Genomic DNA, 17,268 nt, shown 5'->3' with positions numbered 1-17,268 from the left:
CGTCCCAGATCATATCATACCATGTTTCTCCTGCAAAGGTTGATTGAGACTGGCCTTCATTGACAAATCCATGCTTTTCGTAGTAGGCGATGAGATAGTCATGACAGGTTAGGTTAATACCTTCTCTTTCGTGTTCAAGAGCCAACTCTTTCAAGGCTGTTAGTAATTTCTGACCAAGCCCAAGGCCCTGTGCCTCCTTGGCAATAGAAAGACAGGTCACAGAGATATAACCACCCGGCTCATGACTATAATCTTCTATCTCTTCTGTAAAAGACTGATCCTGCAGATGGCGGTGTGGTCCAACTGGCCCTTCTATATACCCCATGATTCTGCCCTCTTTTTCTGCAACCAGAAAAGAGGTCTGAATTACTCGCAAATGCGCCTCAAAAACAGAGCGAGGAATGGCTTCTTCAAGTGAGAAATTTTCTAGTTCAATCTCAACGATACGATCTAAATCTTCTAATCTTGCTTTCCTAATTTTCATTGTGCCTCCAGATAAAAGGGATTAAACCAAATCATACTATAACCCTGGCTAGCTACATAAAGGGAAGTTTCTTCATCAATAAAACCGTTCATTTCAAAATAGGATAGCAACTCATCAGGACTCTTCAAACGAATAGCTTTGTAATCCAGCTCAACCGCCACCTTTTTCAAGGCAGCAAGAAGAAGCGTGCTCAAGCCCTGTCTCTGATGGTCAGCCTCGATGACTAAAGAATGTACTTCTAGACATTGCGGATTGTGGGACTGAGGGCCACCTAGAACATAGCCCACAATCTGATTTTCATCCCTAGCTAGAAGAAAGGTATCCGCAGACTTACGGATACTTTCTTCTAAAATATGGGAAGTCATCTGCTTGACAGCTGGAAAAGACGAGGCCTGAAGAGCCTCTATCTCAGCCAAATCAGACTTACTTGCCTGAATGATCTTAATTGGAATTTCCATGTGAATAGCCTATTGAACATTGCTTGTCAAATTAGACAAGAGACGTTCAAATGAATATTCATAGGTTTGGATGTCCCCTGCTCCCATAAAGACATAAACAGCATTGTCATGGTCTAGAAGTGGAGAAACATTTTCAACAGTGATAACTTGGTGTTTCTTGTTGATTTTATTAGCTAGGTCTTCTACCTTAACCTCGCCGTGGTCTACTTCACGAGCAGAGCCATAAATTTGCGCTAGATAAACAGCATCCGCTTGATTCAAAGCGTGGGCAAAGTCGTCCAACAAGGCAATAGTTCTAGTAAAGGTATGCGGTTGGAAGATTGCTACGATCTCTTTGCTTGGATATTTTTGACGAGCCGCATCCAAGGTCGCAATGATTTCTGTTGGATGGTGGGCAAAGTCATCGATAATCACTGTGTCATTGACAATTTTCTCAGTGAAACGACGCTTAACACCGGCAAATGTTTTCAAGTGTTCACGCACCAAGTTCAAATCAAATCCTGCTGTGTAAAGAAGACCAATAACGGCTGTCGCATTCATGATATTGTGACGACCAAAGGTTGGAATGTGGAATTGACCCAACTCTTGTCCACGGAAATGAACTGTGAAGGTTGAACCAGTTGTTGAACGAAGAAGATCGCTAGCTACAAAGTCATTACCTTCTGCTTCAAAACCATAATAATAGATTGGTGCATCAGACGTAATCTTACGCAATTCAGCATCTTCTCCATAGATAAACAAACCTTTGGTAATTTGTTTAGCATAGTCGTTAAAGGCATTGAAAACATCCTCTAGACTTGTGAAATAGTCTGGATGGTCAAAGTCAATGTTGGTGATAATAGAGTATTCTGGATGGTAAGGCATGAAGTGGCGCTCATATTCGTCAGATTCAAAGACAAAATATTTGGCATTGGCTGAACCACGACCGGTCCCGTCTCCAATCAAGAAACTAGTGTCCGTGATGTGCGACAAAACATGAGACAACATACCTGTCGTTGACGTTTTTCCATGCGCTCCAGCTACTCCCATGCTGACAAAGTCGCGCATAAAGCTACCTAGGAACTCATGGTAACGTTTGTAGCTGATACCATTTTGGTCCGCATAGGCAATTTCAACGTTGTTGTCTGGACGAAAGGCATTCCCAGCGATAATTTCCATATCACCGTCTAGATTCTTTTCATCAAAAGGAAGAATGGTAATTCCTGCCTGCTCAAGACCACGTTGAGTAAAGTAGTACTTTTCAACATCTGAACCCTGTACCTTATGCCCCATTTGGTGCAACATCAAGGCCAAGGCACTCATCCCTGATCCCTTAATTCCGATAAAATGATATGTCTTTGACATGTTTTCTCCCCTATTCCGTAATTCTTGTCAGATTCAACTCTTGGGCAACCTGACGTTCTTGTTCTTTTTGTTGATTCTTTTTATTGTAGATTTGGCTCTTCTTCAGAAAATCATAGTTGTTTTTCTTTGGGCATGAAGTTTCTTTTGACTCAGCTTGAGTCGAAATATTGTTCACTTCTTCCGCCAAGATGTAATGAGACTGGGTCAATTTTTGGCTATATTTGACAAATTCACCAGGATTTTCCTTTTGGAAAGGCGCGGTAGGTTGATTGTCCTGTCTAACCAGACTTGGCTGAGAATGGCGTCTTGTAGGAGTAATATCCTTAGTCAGATAACTTGCTGAGCGTTTCTTTTTCAAGTCCGCACGCGCTTCTTCACGCGCCACCTCCGCATAGCTCTTTCCTTCTTTTTTAACTCCTAAACCAGCCTTCTTAGGTTTCTCTACTGGCTTTTCAATGGGTTTGACTGGTTTTTCTTCAGTAATAGGGGCCCACTCCAGATAATTCTTATCACGGTATTCTCCCTTGATATTACTGATAAAGTCAGATTCATCATAGAGGTCCATAACCGGCATCTCAGTCAGCATGACCTCATCATCTGAGACCAATGGAAATCGTTCTTCTCTCATTTTCTATTTCCTTTCAACACTTCATTATAGCGTATTGTCTTGATTTTTCAAGTGCTGGCTTCAGAAATTCCCAAAATTTCTCTAATTTCTGCTAGGGTCAGACTGCCACGTGACTCTGTGCCGTCCAATACTTGTGACACCAGATGTTTCTTCTGTTCTTGAAGTTCCTGAATTTTTTCTTCAATGGTTCCCTTGGTCACCAAGCGATAGACCTCAACCGTTTCTTCCTGACCCATCCGATGGGCACGGCCAATGGCTTGCGCTTCCACCGCAGGATTCCACCAAAGGTCAACCAAAATCACTGTATCAGCACCGGTCAGGTTCAGACCAACACCACCTGCCTTAAGGGAAATCAGAAAGGCATCTCTCTCCCCTTGGTTAAATGCCTTAGTCATGTCTTGTCTATCCTTGGCTGGTGTTGACCCTGTAATTTTAAAGGAAGTCAAGCCCAAGTCTGGTAGTTCTTGTTCAATTTTCTCCAACATTCCCTTGAACTGCGAGAAAATCAAGACACGGTGTCCACCGTCTGCCACCTGTACCAGCAGATCTCGTAGACTATCCAGTTTACCACTGGCACCCTGATAATCCTCCATAAAGAGGGCAGGGGTGTCACAGATTTGACGCAAGCGCATCAGACCAGACAAGATTTCCACTCGACTTCGTTGGAATTCCTGGTCTGACACTTGAGCCAGTCGTTCCCGCATCTGTTGTAACTGGGCTAGATAGATAGCCTTTTGCTGGTCTTCCAGTTCATTCTTATAAACGACTTCTATCAAATCTGGCAATTCAGTCAGAACTTCTTCTTTCTTGCGTCGCATAACGAAAGGCTTGATAAACTGAGCTACTCGCTCAGCTGGCAATTTCATAAATTCTTTCTTGCTTGGCAAGAGTCCTGGCATAACAATTTGGAAAATAGACCACAACTCACCCAGATGATTTTCAATAGGAGTTCCTGACAAGGCAAAGACCGACGGTACTACAAACTGTCTCAAGGTCTGGGAAATCTTGGTCTGGGCATTTTTCATAACCTGAGCTTCATCTAAGAAAAGGAAATCAAAAGCCATCCCCTGATAAAGCTCACTGTCCTGACGGAAGGTGGCATAGCTCGTCACATAGATTTGATGGCTTTCAGCAAGAATCTCTTCACGACTTGCTTTCAAACCATGAACAACAGCTACATCCAACTGTGGGGCAAATTTCTGAAACTCATCTGCCCAGTTGTAAATCAAACCTGACGGAGCTAAAATCAAAACCCGACTTTCTTTTGTCACCTGACTGGTCAAAAAAGCAATGGTCTGAAGGGTTTTACCAAGTCCCATATCATCAGCCAAAATCCCACCAAAACCATAATGGTGGAGCATTTGCAGCCAGCCGATTCCCTTTTCCTGATAATCTCGTAAATCAGCCTGAACCTGAGTTGCTTGTCGTGGGAAGTCCTCTGGATGCGTTAAATCCTGGGCCAAATTCTGGAATTCTTGTGAAAAAGAAACACGGTCACGCCCTTCAAAAAGATGAGCTAAACTATAGGCCAAGGATTTTCGAGCCTGCAAGGTCCCATCTTTTAATTCAAACTGTCCTAGTTCCTGTAGATTTTGGCGAATTTTCTTGGTTTCGTCATCGAAAAAGTAGACTTGATTGGAGGAATCAATGTAAAAATCTTGGTTGGCAACCAAGGCCTGCATGGCTTGGTCAATTTCCTCTTGGGCAATATCTTGAAAATCAAACTGGATTTCCAAGAGACCTCCCTTAGAAGCAATCTGCACTTGAGGACTCGCTAGGCTATAAAGTTCTTCTAGCTTGTCTGATAGGTCAACATGCCCGAGTTTTTCAAATATTGGAATGATTTCATGGAAGAAATGATAGACAGATTCCGCTTTTAAGGCCTGACGCCAAGATTGAAAATCTGCTTCAAAGCCCGCAGCCAGACAAACTTGGAAAATTTTTTCTTCTAAGTTAGCATCACTCGAAAATGGTAACTCTTCCAGCTCTTGTCGACTAGATACTTGCTTATCTCCATAATCAAACTGAATTTCTAAACGAATCCGATTGTCTTCTTCACTGTCAAAGTAAAAAGAGGGTGCAAAGGATTTGATTTGTAGACGTTCTGGAGCTGAAACGGTACCCATCTGGCTAAAAAGAGTTAGACAAGAAGCCAATTTATCGCGGTCACTGCTATCAAATTGCAGGTATTTCTTTCCGTGTTGATCCACAGGCAGCGTTTTGATTTCTTTGAGAAGACGCACCTGCTGATCTGTTAGAAAATAAACCTGTCCTTTATGGAAAAGCACAGCTCCCTGATAAAAGACATTGACCCTAGGACTCTCACTGATTTCCATTTCAAAATAGTCAGAGTATTCTGTTACTGTAAAGGCAAATAGATTGGCATCCGCATTCATATCCTGAAAGAGCAGTGTTTGGTAGCTATCCACTTGATGGTCAAATTGAAAATGGGGCAGAGTCATCAGTAAATTCACACCCTGCTCAAAAAAGGTCAGAGGGAAAAAAAGGTGTCGGCCTTGATTTTGGAAAAAGAGGTCTGGAGTCAGTCCTTCCTCCACTAGTCCCCGCAAGAAAGTAAGAAGCTCTTGACTTGCCTCATCAAAGTCTTCCAAAGACAGAGACTCCTCATAAGTTTTACCAATCATATAAGGTTTTCTCTGCTCGACAACCCTTAAAAAGAGTGGAATGTCCCGAATGACATAGTATTTTTGGCTATTGATTTGCCCGATTCTAAGGGTCCACAAGATATGATTGGTTCCTGCTTCCACTTGCCCCACAGCCGATAATTCATAGGCACGTTCTGCTTTTGGAGGCAAGATTCGGTCCAAAAATTTGCCACCCAAGGTTACCTTGGTTTCAACGGCCTCTTTTTCTTCATGACCTTCTTCCAGACTTTGCAAGATTTCCTGACCACGCTCATCATTTTTCAGAAAATGCTCCAGCGCTGCCAAATGCACACAGTAGCCCCTCTTTTGGAAAAAATCGCAGGCACAAAAAACCAAATCATCCTCTAAACTATAGCGCAGTTCTTCTTCTGCAACGCGAGCGTAGAGCCGATTGTTCTTTTCCTTGATGATGTCAACCTTACCAGTTTCATAAAGGGCAACGCCTTCGATACGGACTTTTCCCGGAATCAATTTAGCCATATTTTTACCTTTACCTTATCTTTTTATTATACCATATTTTCCCCTATGAAAATAGCCTTCTAGGGATACTTTTCTCCTAGAAGGCTGGATTTTTAACGTTTGGCAAAAGTCGTCACAATCCGCTGACAAACTTCTTGCAGCAGGGATTTAGGCATGGCTACATTGAGACGGGCATGGAGACTCCCTTCCTCTCCAAAATCCAAACCACGGTTGAGGATAACCTTAGCTTCATTTCTCAACAGCTCTTGCAATTTTTCATCAGTCAGGTCATAGGCTGAAAAATCAAGCCAAATCAAGTAGGTTCCTTGCGGTTTCATGACCTTGATTTTAGTCTCTTTTCCAAATAGTTCCACCACATAATTGATGTGGTCTTCAAAGACTTGCTTGAGTTCCTCTAACCAATCCTTCCCATAGCGATAAGCAGCTTCTGTCGCCAAATAGCCCAAGCCTGAAATTTCATGCTGATTATTGGCCAACTGGCGTTTCTGGTATGCCACTCGTAACTTAGGATTTTCAATAACTGCATATGAATTTTTTGTTCCAGCTATGTTAAAGGTTTTAGTGGCACTAGTCAAGACGATAGCAAATTCTTTAAAGTCAGGATTGATGGTATTGAAGGAATGATGCTTGTGACCAAAGAGGGCCAAATCTTGGTGAATCTCATCTGAAACCAACAAAACACCATGTTTTTGGCAGAGTTGACCAATCTTCTCCAACACTTCCTTTTCCCAAACACGTCCACCAGGATTATGAGGATTGCAGAGAATATAGAGTTTGACCTCCTCTTCCACCAAATCCTTTTCAAGTTGATCAAAATCAATCTCAAACAGACCATCCTTTTCCACCAATGAATTGGTAATCAATCTGCGATTGTTCAACTTGACACTGCGAGCAAAAGGTGGATAGACAGGCGTGTTAATCAGAACCGCCTCGCCTTCTTTTGTGAAGGCTTGAATAGCTATCGAAATTGCTGGCACAACCCCCTCAATAAAGACAAGGGCTTCTTTGTCAAAGTGGTAACCGTGTTGTGTAACCTCCCACTTTTGAACTTCCTTAATTAAATCATCACTGGCATAAGTATAGCCATAAACCAGTTGGTCTGCGTAAGTCTGAACAGCTTGGCGGATTTCAGGCAAGACTACAAAGTCCATATCCGCTATCCAAGCTGGTAGGACTTCGCTATCCGTTTCTGCTTCTTTCCATTTATAGGTATGGTGCCCTAAACGATTGGGCAGGCTTGTAAAATCATATTTTCCCATCTTTGTCTTATCCTTCCAAGGCTTGGCGCAAATCTGCAATCAAATCTCTAGCATCCTCAATCCCAATCGACAAACGCAAGAGGTCATCTGTCAAACCATAAGAATGGCGGACTTCTGCTGGAATATCAGCGTGAGTTTGCGTCGTTGGATAAGTAATGAGACTTTCTACCCCACCCAAACTTTCCGCAAAAGAGAAGACCTTGAGACTGTTCAAGATATGTGGAATGCGTGTTTCATCGGCTATTTTAAAGGAAATCATACCTCCACGACCAGTATAGAGAACTTCCTTGACTGCTGGAGAATCCTTCAAAAAGGCAACCACTTCTTGGGCGTTAGCTGTTGAGCGCTCCATACGAAGAGACAAGGTCTTGAGACCACGAATCAATTGATAGCTGTCAAACGGTGACAAGACTGCCCCTGTCGTATTGAGATTGTAGAAGAGTTTTTCGTATAGTTCTAAACTATTGGTCACAACCACTCCAGCCAAGACATCATTGTGGCCTGCTAGATACTTGGTTGCTGAATGAAGAACGATATCTGCTCCATCTTCAATCGGACGTTGGTAGATAGGGCTGTAGAAGGTATTGTCCACCACCACTTTGGCACCCTTAGCATGAGCCAATTTTGCTAGTTTTTCGATATCAAATTCCAACATCAAGGGATTGGTTGGCGTTTCGATATAGAGAACATCCACGTCCTTCTCCAACTCGGCAATCAACTCTTCTTCTGTATTGGCATAGTTAAAATGGAAACGACCTTCTTGCTCCACTTGGTTGAACCAGCGGAAAGAACCACCATAAAGGTCACGGACAGCCAAGATCTTACTTCCTACTGGAAAGACGCTAAAGGCCAGTACAATAGCTGACATACCTGAGCTAGTAGCTAGAGCATAGTCTGCTGACTCAATAGCCGCCAAGACTTCTTCTGCCTTAGTGCGAGTTGGGTTTTTGGTACGCGTATAGTCAAATCCAGTAGATTTACCAAACTCTGGATGCTGATAGGTCGTTGAAAAATGAAGCGGTGTCACCAAAGCTCCTGTCGCTTCATCTGATTTAATACCCGCCTGGGCCAAAATTGTGTTGATGTGTAATTCCTTGCTCATACAATACCTCCAAATCTATAGTAACTATTGTACCACTTATTTTCATCAACTCATTTTCTTCTTTTCAAGAGCTAGTTATAGTTTCAAACTATAGACTTATCGAGTAAAGCTAAAAAGAATCCAGAAAATATTCCAGATCCTTTTGTGACGATGATTACTTGGACTGAAAGAAATCGTGTTGGGCTAAATAGTCATAATGGTCTTTGTTAAATTGGTATTTGCTCACATGCTGACCAATCTGACCGACATCCACAGAAAAAATATAGTCTTCATTTTGATAGTGCCAGTTCAGCCTAACTGTATTCAAGACTGGCTTATAAGTAAAATCTTTGACTTGATTCCAAGGCATCTCTTCGACGTGATTAGAATGATTTTCTGTTACATCACTGATGTCCATCAAGTAGATTCCCTTAGGTGTGAATGCCAGAATCTTAGGCTTCACACTCGACTGAACATAGTAAGTCCCTCCTATAATGAAGAAATCAATAAAGGATTTCAACCATGTCTTTTTCTTAAAAGCCATCAGAAAATTCTTTTGCCCTTCAATGTGGCAAATTGAGAGAAATGATTCAATCTGTTTTTCTGTTGCAAACTCCATAATAGCACCCATGATCTTACCTCCATAACGATTAGTAAATAGACAGATAAGAACTCTTCACATAAAAGAAGAACTTATCATTTGTTACATTTTATCTTACTTTTCCAGTAGACAGCATCCCTCCTATAAAATCATCCTAGCATGTGCATACTTCAGTTAACACTGGAAGAGGATTTAAAAAATAGCTTCTCACACCTTTTATTATATTCATTATATCATAAATCTAATAAACAATTTAAAAAATGTAAGCACTTTTCTTCCAAATTCGCCATCATTCTATAAAAAAACGACAGTTTCCTTCGAAACCATCGTTTTTCTTGAAAAATCCTTATTTGACATGTTTTGCCAATTCTTCTTGAGCTTTTTTATTAGATTCTTCTTTTTCTTTCAACCATTTTTCTTTGGCTTTTTCATATTCGTCTTTTGTAACTGTCTTATCTTGTAATTTGAGGTATTTATAGGATTCAACCCCTTTATTACCAGCCAATGAATATGGTGTTGAGAAAGGAACGATTTTTCTCAATGTTGGTGTTCCGCCTAGTGAAACATTTGAAATTGCTAGAGAGCTATCTACTAACCAAGCTTGGGCATCAGCATATTTCTCATAACGTTTAGCTGGATCTTGCTCCTTATTAGCTTCTTCCAACATTTGAGTATAGACATCCAACCCAACAGCCTTGGCCTTGTCATTAACTTCACCTGGCTCTAAACCAAGGTTTTGCAACATACCTCCGCTGTTGACACTAAAGATATCGAGGTAAGTTGAAGGATCTTGATAGTCTGGAGTCCAACCACCATTGTAAAGATCATAATCCTTCTGAGCTGCAGTTTGAGCAAGATAACCTGAACTATCATAGTCCTCTGTAGAAAGTTGATGAACATCAATCACAACATTATCTGCACCTAAGACAGATTCTATTGATTGCTTCATGGAATTAATCCCTTGAATTTCAGCCTTATTAGCCAAATCTATAGTTTTATCTAAGTGTATAGGGAATTGGACTCCTTTGGCTTGGAGTTCTTTCTTAGCTTCAGCAAATTTAGCTTTAGCTTTTTCTGGATTGTAGTATGGATCTTGGGCATCTGCAAAGTTGATTCCTTGCCATTCCTTACCATAGTTGACCATTTTAGACGCAACTACTTCACCAAAGTCTTTTCCATTGATACTTACGAAGTTTGGAGGAACAACTAGGTTACGCAAAATCTTAGTTGCCCCCTCTTCTCCTTGAGATTGGGCCCCATAGGCCGTACGGTCATAGGCAAAATTAATGGCTTGACGGAAGTTCTTGTTAAGAACCGCTTCTTGAGTCGATTTCTTTTCAGCATCACTTGTCTTGGAAGTGAATTTATAAGATTTTCTATCTAAATTGAAGTTTAAGAAGTAAGAAGTAGCATCTTGCATGCTATAGATGATATTGTCCTTATTCTTTTCTTTAATCCCTTCAAAGCTTGAACTGTTTGGATAGAGACGAGCATAGCTATAAACACCTTCGGTAAAATTACGTGCTAACGCATCTTGGTCACTACCATCAAAATAAGTCAATTTCACATCATCTACAAAGACATTTTTAGCATCCCAGTAGTTAGGATTTTTCTTGTATTCGATGACCGATTTTGAAACAAAGGATTTCATCAAGAAAGGTCCATTGTACAAAATGCTAGATGGATCTACCTTCCCAAAATCATCCCCTTTTGATTTCAAGAAATCCGCATTGACTGGGAAGAGAATAGTTGAGGTTGTTTTTGAGTTCCAGTAAGGTTCTGGTCGTGCCAAGGTATATTGAACGGTTTGGTCATCAAGAGCCTTGACTCCGACAGTTGAAAAGTCGCTTGTTTTACCAGTGATATAGTCATCTAAACCTGCAACGGATTCTTGCACTAAGTACAAGGCTTCTGATTTTTTATCAGCCGCATATTTCAAACCAGTGACAAAATCTTGGGCAGTTACAGGAGCATATTCATCTCCATCTGCAGTATACCATTTAGCATCTTTCCGCAGTTTGTAGGTATAGGTCAAACCGTCCTTAGAAACACTCCAATCCTCAGCCAAGGATGGGACATAGTTCCCATATTGGTCATTTTCCATGAGACCATCTACCAGGTTGGTCACAATATCAGTAGTTGTTGAACGGTTTTCTGCTAGATAGTTCAAACTAGATGGATCACTTGAATAAACATAATTGTATGTTTTTGACCCTGTGCTAGAATTTCCACAGGCACTTAACAAAATACCTGCACTTAACACGACACCTGCAAGCGTTGCATACTTGGCCTTAGACTTTTTCATTTCCAGAACCTCCTGATTTAAATATTTGTCTTATTATACATTACAGGTTTTATTTAGTCAATAGTTTTTTAAGTAAAATTTAAGAAAAATTAAATTACTATCTACAAATTATAAAAAATATAATACAAATTAATAAAAAAGAGAATAATTCAAGCATTTCATGATAGAAATGTTCAAATTATCCCTTTTATTTATAAAAAAATTATTGAGAAATTCTTAATTTTGCTCGTAAGCGATTAGCTTGGGCTTGTCCAATCACCTTATCCAATAAACGGGTACGAAGACTCAAGAATCCGTAAACTCCTCCCCCCATGGCACCGACAAGAGCTACATATAGGAAACTCCACAAACGTCCACTTGGTTGGAAGACAAATCCTAAAATCCACTGCAATGTCCCAACTACAAGAAACATGAAAAGAGTTAACAAACTGATTAAAATGGTTCGTTTCAAAATCACCTTGCGCTTAACACCAGTTACCTTGCAAATGTCCCGATACATCAAAACATTAGGAATAATAAGGCCGATGGTTGTGGAAATCAAAGGTCCATAACTGTGAAAGAGAGCAATGGTTGGCAGTTGTAAGACCAGCTTGGCAATGGAACCATAGATAAAATAGAGAACGGCCTTGCGGTTGCGGAACATGGCTTGAAGCATTGGAGACAAAACCATGTACAAGCCTAAAATAGTAGACTGCAAAACTGCAAAGACAAACAATCCCATAGCCAAACTATCTGGCTTGCCATAGAAGACAGTATAGAGAGGTTCTCCTACCATGACTACTCCAACCGTTGCTGGTAGCAAGAATAGGAAAAGCATAGTGATGCTGTCCTGAACTAGACGAGAAGCTGCCTTCAAGTCCCCCTTAACATAGTTTTCAGTCAAAAGTGGCAAACCGACACTCCCAATCGAAACTCCAACCGAAATCAAAATCATAGTGATTTTATTAGGATTGGCAGAGAAATAAGAAAACATGACAATTAAGTCTTCATTACTATAGTTTGTAAACCACTTCATGCTATTGATAAAGGTATTTTGGTCCAAGATTTGGAAAAGCTGGATAGCAGACCCTGTCAAGATAAAAGGAATGGCTTCCTTAATGGTGTCGACCAAAAGACGCTTGCTGTTTATCTTATCTCCTGTTTCAAGGACTCTTTTAAGTAATCCTTCTTTGGCAAGGAAATAGATCAAAACTGCAAAACTAGCTACCATGCCGACAAAGGCAGCAAAGGTGGATTGGGTAACCGCTGCCAGATAGTCTCCCGAACCAAGCTTCATAATGATAAAGGTAGCTAAGAGCATCCAGATAACACGAATGACCTGCTCAGCGATTTGGCTCATGGCATAAGGTTTCAGGTTATTCATCCCTTGGAAGAAACCTCGAATCACACTCATCGATGGGAAAATCAAGACCGCCCAAGCCAAGCTCTGCATGATTGGGATTAAGTCTTTGCCCACGCCAGATAAGTCTGCTAGCCAAGGAGCAAAGACATACAAGATTAAAGCAAAAACCAAACCTAGTCCTATCATAAAGCCCAAAAAGCTCCGAATCAGGGCAAAGCTATGCTCTTCTTCTCGCATGGTATTATACTTGGCCACTTGCTTAGCCACTGCAACTGGAATCCCTGCTGTTGAAACCAGCAAGAACCAGGCATAGATATTGTAGCCCATGGTAAAGAGACCATTTGCTGTAGCCGCATAAGACCCCATCCAGATATACCAAGGGATGATATAAATGGCACCGAGTAGACGACTGATAAAGTTACTAGCCGTTAGCCAAGCAGTCCCCCGTAACATCTGGGCCTGCTGGTGATTGTTTTCGTTAGACATAGATTCCTCATTTAATTTTAATAACTAGGAAAAATTCCTCATCTTCCATTATAAACTTTTCCTTGTTACTTGTAAAATTCAGACTTGAAGTTTATAATAGAAAGTATGATTAAGATTGAAACCGTATTAGATATATTAAAGAAAGATGGCCTTTTTCGTGAAATTATTGACCAAGGTCATTACCACTATAACTACAGCAAAATTGTTTTTGATAGCATTAGTTACGACAGCCGAAAAGTAAAAGAAGACACTCTTTTTTTCGCAAAAGGCGCTGCCTTTAAAAAAGAATACCTTCTTTCTGCTATAACACAAGGCTTAACTTGGTATGTCGCAGAAAAGGACTACGAAGTTGGTATTCCTGCTATTATCGTCAGTGATATCAAGAAAGCCATGAGTTTGGTAGCTATGGAATTTTATGGAAATCCACAGAAAAAACTCAAACTCCTTGCCTTTACTGGTACTAAGGGTAAGACAACAGCAGCCTATTTCGCTTATAACATCTTATCTCAAGGGAATCGCCCTGCAATGTTGTCGACCATGAATACAACTCTAGATGGCAAGACTTTCTTTAAGTCAGCATTGACAACCCCTGAGAGTATTGATCTCTTTGATATGATGAATCAAGCTGTGCAAAATGACCGTACCCACCTCATCATGGAAGTATCCAGTCAGGCCTATCTGGTCAAACGTGTCTATGGTCTAACCTTTGATGTGGGAGTTTTCCTCAATATCAGTCCCGACCATATCGGCCCGATTGAACACCCTAGCTTTGAAGACTACTTCTACCACAAACGTCTCTTAATGGAAAATAGCCTAGCAGTCATCATTAACAGTGACATGGACCACTTTTCTGTCTTGAAAGAACAAGTGGCAGATCAAGACCATGATTTCTACGGTAGTCAGTCGAGCAACCAAATCGAGAATTCCAAAGCCTTTAGCTTTTCAGCTACGGGTAAACTCGCTGGAGATTATGATATTCAACTCATTGGCCACTTTAACCAAGAAAATGCCGTTGCTGCTGGACTTGCTTGTCTTCGTCTCGGAGCAAGTCTTGAGGACATCAAAAAAGGAATCGCTGCAACCCGAGTTCCTGGTCGTATGGAAGTCCTCACCCAGAAAAATGGAGCCAAGGTTTTCATCGACTATGCCCACAATGGTGACAGTCTCAAAAAACTAATCAAGGTTGTAGAGACTCATCAAACAGGAAAGATTGCTCTGGTGTTAGGTTCGACAGGAAACAAGGGAGAAAGCCGTCGTAAGGACTTTGGCCTCCTCCTCAATCAACACCCTGAGATTCAAGTCTTTCTGACTGCTGATGACCCCAACTATGAAGACCCAATGGCCATTGCAGATGAAATTAGTAGCTACATCAATCATCCTGTTGAAAAAATTGCGGATCGCCAAGAAGCTATCAAGGCAGCCATGGCTATCACAAATCAAGCATTAGATGCTGTCATTATCGCTGGTAAGGGAGCCGATTGCTACCAAATCGTTCAGGGCAAGAAAGAAGCCTATCCAGGAGATGCAGCCGTCGCAGAAAATTATTTATAAGATAGTAAAAAAATCAAGGGAAACGAAACCCTTGATTTTTTCTATTTTTATTTAAAAGCGTTTTTCAAACCTTCAACGGCACCTTCTACAGCACCTTTAGCATCTTCAACTACTTCTTTTGCCTTAGCAACTGTCTTTTCTACAGCGCCTTCTGCTTCAGTCTTGCTATCCCCAGTAACTTTACCAAATCCTTCTTTGATAGCGCCTGTTGCTTGTTCCAATTTGTTTTCAAGTGACATATGATTGTCTCCTTTAATTTTATTCCGATATGTGTTACCGGTTACATATAGTTTATACCAAATACTAAGTAAAGTCAAACAATGTGCTCAGAGATAAGAAATCAGGCCAAGTAGAAAGTTAATCTTTCCTTATCAAAATCGACGGTCAGTTCATACTTTCCGTCTTCATTTTGGACAATATAGCCTAGGACAACTAAACTATCCACAAAGATATCACGACGTTTCTGCATAAGCTGGTCTTTTTTGAGAAATTTCAACAAAAAAGTCGTCATATATTTGAGTGCATACTCAGGATTGACATCTCCTAAAATGTCATAAAGTTCCTGTTGTTTTTCTGTCAAAGGATACTGATGTTTTACCTTATAGAAATAATTGGACAGGGTCATTTTTGTTCGTGCAAAGTCCGTCTTTTCAACTAAAATAGCTGCATTGGTTTGATTTCGTAATTCCGTCTCAAAAGTCTGCTCCAATAAGGCTTGATAGACCGGACTAGCTTCGCTGACAAAAATCTCTTGATCCAGTTCGAGACTATCGAGCGACTCAAGCAAAGGAAGATTGAGATAATAGCGCTTATTTTCCCGTAGAATCAAGCCAGCCTTTATATACTCTTCCATGAGTTTATCAACTGCTACATCTGGAAATTGGGTCTTGATTTCCCGTAAAATCACATCCTCATGCTGGTCCAGATAGCAGATCAATTCTTCAAAAAATGGCTGTCTCGTCAAACTAGATGGATTAAAAATCTGAATCATGAAGATTCCTTTCTTTACATTCTAACAGAGGCGATGCTGCCAACTGACTAGGATTGGTCCCAGCTTGGTTCAAAGGAACAGGCAGACCTAGTTCTCTGTAATACTCTCTCCAAAAATCACTAATCTCCTGCTCCCCATCCCCAAATTTCATAGGAATAGTTTCAAAAATGGGGAGAATTTCTGCCATATACTGAGAACAGTAGAAACCAGTTCCATCTGGATAGAAAGAAGCATTATAAGAAGCTCCCAGATGTCTACAAGCTCTTTCCTTCACAGATTGGATATCCATTTCTGGGAAGACATAGAGGTCGTACAAATGATTGGACTCAAAGAAGTCTGCCGGTCCCTGACAGACTACACCAGCCTTTCCACTAGCGTGGTAAATCATCCCATCCAAATAAATAGCAACATGGTTATAGTGGCCTGTGGAAATCTGGATGGCCTGTCCCATGTCAGAATCATCCCTCACAAAAATCAAATCTCCATTTTCTAACATGCTTCACTCCTAGAAAAAAAGGAGCCGAAACTCCTTTCGATATAATTCAAACTAGAATTTCCTAATTTGAATTGACACTCAAAATCTTAAGCATTAAAGCTTTCAGTCAATTGAGGTACCACTTGTTTCTTACGTGAAACAGCACCAGCAAGGAAAGCATGATTGTTTTCAAGTTTGAAGTTGAAGGCTGCTTCAACCTTGTCCATGTTAGCACCAAGTGCTAGGATTTCTGAGTTTGAGTTGACGATATCTGTAATCATCAAGACAAAGTCAGAATAACCATTTGCTGCGTTAGCAGCTTGCATTGCAGCTTCAATTTCTGCTTGACGTTCCAAAACTTCAGCGATGTCAACTGTGTTTACTTGGGCAACACGAACATTGTTTCCGTTCAATTCAAAAGTCTTAGCATCGATGTCAATCAATTCTTCAGCAGATTTGCTAGCCAAGTTTGTACCAGCTTTCAACATAGCCAAACCATACTCTTCCAAGTTGACACCAGCCAATTCAGCTAATTCAGAAGCAATAACTTTATCTGTTGGGTGTGTTGTTGGCGATTTCAAAAGAAGGGTATCTGAAATCAAACCTGAAAGCATCAAACCAGCAATCTCTTTAGACACAGCTACACCATGTTCTTTGAACATACGGTAAACGATTGAAGATGCTGATCCAACTGGCTCCAAACGCATATAAAGTGGGCTTGCAGTTTCAAAATTAGCCACACGGTGGTGGTCCACAACACCATAAACTTCTACTTCAGCGATATCTGATACAGATTGTTGAAATTCATTGTGGTCAGTTAAGATAACTTGCTCTGCGCCTTCTGCTTTAGCAGAAGTGATAACACGCGGTGCTTCTACACCAAAATAGTTCAAGACAAAGGCTGTTTCTTCATTTGGAGTTCCAAGGGCAACAGCTTCCGTATCCAAACCGTAAGCTTCCTTTGCAAGGTAGGCAAAGGCTACAGATGACCCGATGGCATCTGAGTCTGGATTTTGGTGACCAAATACTAGAATCTTAGACATGATAATACCTCATTTTGTTTATTCTCTTTATTGTAGCATTTTTTTCGCTTTTTGACAAAAGTAAGAGGAGTCAA

At 40.8% G+C, this 17,268-nt stretch carries 15 protein-coding genes; 1 reads left to right on the top strand and 14 read right to left on the bottom strand.

The window, feature by feature from the left end:
• From NMM26_RS07585 to NMM26_RS07540, 10 genes are all read right to left on the bottom strand, one after another.
• Positions 1-484 (bottom strand): GNAT family N-acetyltransferase (locus tag NMM26_RS07585; RefSeq protein WP_254754140.1); only part of this gene is annotated, 484 nt, incomplete at its 3' end.
• The gene (locus NMM26_RS07580; protein ID WP_254754139.1) at positions 481-942 is read right to left on the bottom strand and encodes a GNAT family N-acetyltransferase; all 462 of its coding nucleotides are present in this window, start codon (positions 940-942) and stop codon (positions 481-483) included. The genes NMM26_RS07580 and NMM26_RS07585, both read right to left, overlap by 4 nt.
• A 9-nt stretch (positions 943-951) precedes the next feature.
• Positions 952-2,286, bottom strand: coding sequence for a UDP-N-acetylmuramate--L-alanine ligase (murC, locus tag NMM26_RS07575; protein ID WP_254754138.1), 1,335 nt, complete (start codon positions 2,284-2,286; stop codon positions 952-954).
• A 10-nt stretch (positions 2,287-2,296) separates the two neighbouring features.
• Positions 2,297-2,914, bottom strand: a complete 618-nt coding sequence (locus tag NMM26_RS07570; RefSeq protein ID WP_001206456.1) for a hypothetical protein — start codon at positions 2,912-2,914, stop codon at positions 2,297-2,299.
• Positions 2,915-2,961: 47 nt separating this feature from the next.
• On the bottom strand, positions 2,962-6,060 hold the full coding sequence (locus tag NMM26_RS07565; protein WP_254754137.1) for a DEAD/DEAH box helicase: 3,099 nt from the start codon (positions 6,058-6,060) through the stop codon (positions 2,962-2,964).
• A gap of 92 nt (positions 6,061-6,152) precedes the next feature.
• Entirely contained in the window at positions 6,153-7,319 is a 1,167-nt protein-coding gene (locus NMM26_RS07560) for a MalY/PatB family protein (protein ID WP_000521353.1), read from the bottom strand.
• Positions 7,320-7,326: 7 nt separating this feature from the next.
• Positions 7,327-8,421: a cystathionine gamma-synthase gene (locus NMM26_RS07555; protein WP_254754136.1), complete on the bottom strand. Its 1,095-nt coding sequence runs from the start codon at positions 8,419-8,421 to the stop codon at positions 7,327-7,329.
• Positions 8,422-8,575: 154 nt separating this feature from the next.
• Positions 8,576-9,031 carry a hypothetical protein gene (locus NMM26_RS07550; protein WP_254754135.1) on the bottom strand — a complete coding sequence of 152 codons (456 nt, stop codon included), beginning with the start codon at positions 9,029-9,031 and terminating at the stop codon, positions 8,576-8,578.
• Between the two features lie 316 nt (positions 9,032-9,347).
• Positions 9,348-11,306 (bottom strand): peptide ABC transporter substrate-binding protein, encoded by a 1,959-nt coding sequence (locus NMM26_RS07545; protein ID WP_045612049.1) that lies wholly within the window; start codon positions 11,304-11,306, stop codon positions 9,348-9,350.
• A gap of 202 nt (positions 11,307-11,508) precedes the next feature.
• The gene (locus NMM26_RS07540) at positions 11,509-13,134 is read right to left on the bottom strand and encodes a polysaccharide biosynthesis protein (protein WP_254754134.1); all 1,626 of its coding nucleotides are present in this window, start codon (positions 13,132-13,134) and stop codon (positions 11,509-11,511) included.
• 105 nt (positions 13,135-13,239) lie between these two features.
• Between NMM26_RS07540 and NMM26_RS07535 the strand changes: the two genes are divergently transcribed.
• On the top strand, positions 13,240-14,685 hold the full coding sequence (locus NMM26_RS07535) for a UDP-N-acetylmuramoyl-L-alanyl-D-glutamate--L-lysine ligase (protein ID WP_254754133.1): 1,446 nt from the start codon (positions 13,240-13,242) through the stop codon (positions 14,683-14,685).
• Between the two features lie 47 nt (positions 14,686-14,732).
• Here the strand turns inward: NMM26_RS07535 and NMM26_RS07530 are convergent, their stop codons facing one another.
• The 4 genes from NMM26_RS07530 to NMM26_RS07515 form a co-directional block, all read right to left on the bottom strand.
• The gene (locus NMM26_RS07530; RefSeq protein WP_000051184.1) at positions 14,733-14,924 is read right to left on the bottom strand and encodes a CsbD family protein; all 192 of its coding nucleotides are present in this window, start codon (positions 14,922-14,924) and stop codon (positions 14,733-14,735) included.
• A 101-nt stretch (positions 14,925-15,025) separates the two neighbouring features.
• Positions 15,026-15,676 carry a DUF1803 domain-containing protein gene (locus NMM26_RS07525; RefSeq protein WP_254754132.1) on the bottom strand — a complete coding sequence of 217 codons (651 nt, stop codon included), beginning with the start codon at positions 15,674-15,676 and terminating at the stop codon, positions 15,026-15,028.
• Positions 15,660-16,172: a YiiX/YebB-like N1pC/P60 family cysteine hydrolase gene (locus tag NMM26_RS07520; RefSeq protein WP_254754131.1), complete on the bottom strand. Its 513-nt coding sequence runs from the start codon at positions 16,170-16,172 to the stop codon at positions 15,660-15,662. Before NMM26_RS07520 ends, NMM26_RS07525 begins: the two co-directional genes overlap by 17 nt.
• 86 nt (positions 16,173-16,258) lie before the next feature.
• The gene (locus tag NMM26_RS07515; RefSeq protein WP_254754130.1) at positions 16,259-17,194 is read right to left on the bottom strand and encodes a manganese-dependent inorganic pyrophosphatase; all 936 of its coding nucleotides are present in this window, start codon (positions 17,192-17,194) and stop codon (positions 16,259-16,261) included.
• Positions 17,195-17,268: the final 74 nt, after the last annotated feature.

The organism is Streptococcus sp. CF7_Ac1-8, assembly GCF_024295435.1.
GTDB lineage: Bacteria > Bacillota > Bacilli > Lactobacillales > Streptococcaceae > Streptococcus > Streptococcus mitis_AP.
Note: the sequence above shows the minus strand (reverse complement) of the source record. Positions and strands in the feature narration are given on the sequence as shown.

Excerpts from the sequence above, each read along its gene's own strand:
- NMM26_RS07580 (WP_254754139.1), bottom strand. The coding sequence starts at position 942 with ATGGAAATTCCAATTAAGATCATTCAGGCAAGTAAGTCTGATTTGGCT.
- NMM26_RS07570 (WP_001206456.1), bottom strand. The coding sequence starts at position 2,914 with ATGAGAGAAGAACGATTTCCATTGGTCTCAGATGATGAGGTCATGCTG.
- NMM26_RS07515 (WP_254754130.1), bottom strand. The coding sequence starts at position 17,194 with ATGTCTAAGATTCTAGTATTTGGTCACCAAAATCCAGACTCAGATGCC.
- NMM26_RS07530 (WP_000051184.1), bottom strand. The coding sequence starts at position 14,924 with ATGTCACTTGAAAACAAATTGGAACAAGCAACAGGCGCTATCAAAGAA.
- NMM26_RS07550 (WP_254754135.1), bottom strand. The coding sequence starts at position 9,031 with ATGGGTGCTATTATGGAGTTTGCAACAGAAAAACAGATTGAATCATTT.
- NMM26_RS07545 (WP_045612049.1), bottom strand. The coding sequence starts at position 11,306 with ATGAAAAAGTCTAAGGCCAAGTATGCAACGCTTGCAGGTGTCGTGTTA.
- murC (WP_254754138.1), bottom strand. The coding sequence starts at position 2,286 with ATGTCAAAGACATATCATTTTATCGGAATTAAGGGATCAGGGATGAGT.
- NMM26_RS07555 (WP_254754136.1), bottom strand. The coding sequence starts at position 8,421 with ATGAGCAAGGAATTACACATCAACACAATTTTGGCCCAGGCGGGTATT.
- NMM26_RS07520 (WP_254754131.1), bottom strand. The coding sequence starts at position 16,172 with ATGTTAGAAAATGGAGATTTGATTTTTGTGAGGGATGATTCTGACATG.
- NMM26_RS07535 (WP_254754133.1), top strand. The coding sequence starts at position 13,240 with ATGATTAAGATTGAAACCGTATTAGATATATTAAAGAAAGATGGCCTT.
- NMM26_RS07525 (WP_254754132.1), bottom strand. The coding sequence starts at position 15,676 with ATGATTCAGATTTTTAATCCATCTAGTTTGACGAGACAGCCATTTTTT.
- NMM26_RS07540 (WP_254754134.1), bottom strand. The coding sequence starts at position 13,134 with ATGTCTAACGAAAACAATCACCAGCAGGCCCAGATGTTACGGGGGACT.
- NMM26_RS07560 (WP_000521353.1), bottom strand. The coding sequence starts at position 7,319 with ATGGGAAAATATGATTTTACAAGCCTGCCCAATCGTTTAGGGCACCAT.
- NMM26_RS07565 (WP_254754137.1), bottom strand. The coding sequence starts at position 6,060 with ATGGCTAAATTGATTCCGGGAAAAGTCCGTATCGAAGGCGTTGCCCTT.